The sequence below is a fragment of the Candidatus Bandiella numerosa genome (assembly GCF_021811875.1).
Classification (GTDB): Bacteria; Pseudomonadota; Alphaproteobacteria; order Rickettsiales; family Midichloriaceae; genus Aquirickettsia; species Aquirickettsia numerosa_A.
In genome coordinates this window covers 1-255 of the sequence record NZ_JAJBJD010000248.1, presented here as the reverse complement: position 1 = coordinate 255, position 255 = coordinate 1, and the positions used below count along the sequence as shown (strand labels likewise).

Below are 255 nucleotides of genomic sequence, written 5' to 3'. Positions count from 1 at the left end.
ATTCAGTTTACAGAATGATGGATAAGTTAGATGATAAGGTTATCGATAACATACAGGAGATAGCATTCAAAAATGCACAAAATTTACTGAACCAAGAAGTAGATGCAATCTTCTATGATGCAACAACGCTATACTTTGAATCATTCACAGAAGATGGGTTCAGAGAAAAGGGATACAGCAAAGATATGAAATTTAATCAAACGCAAGTGCTTTTAGTATTATTAGTAACGAAAGAAGGGCTTCCGATAGGCTATG

At 34.1% G+C, this 255-nt stretch carries 1 pseudogene; it reads left to right on the top strand.

The features are described from left to right. Positions 1-14: 14 nt before the first annotated feature. Positions 15-255, top strand: a pseudogene (locus L8D11_RS05555) (IS1634 family transposase); the annotation flags it as partial.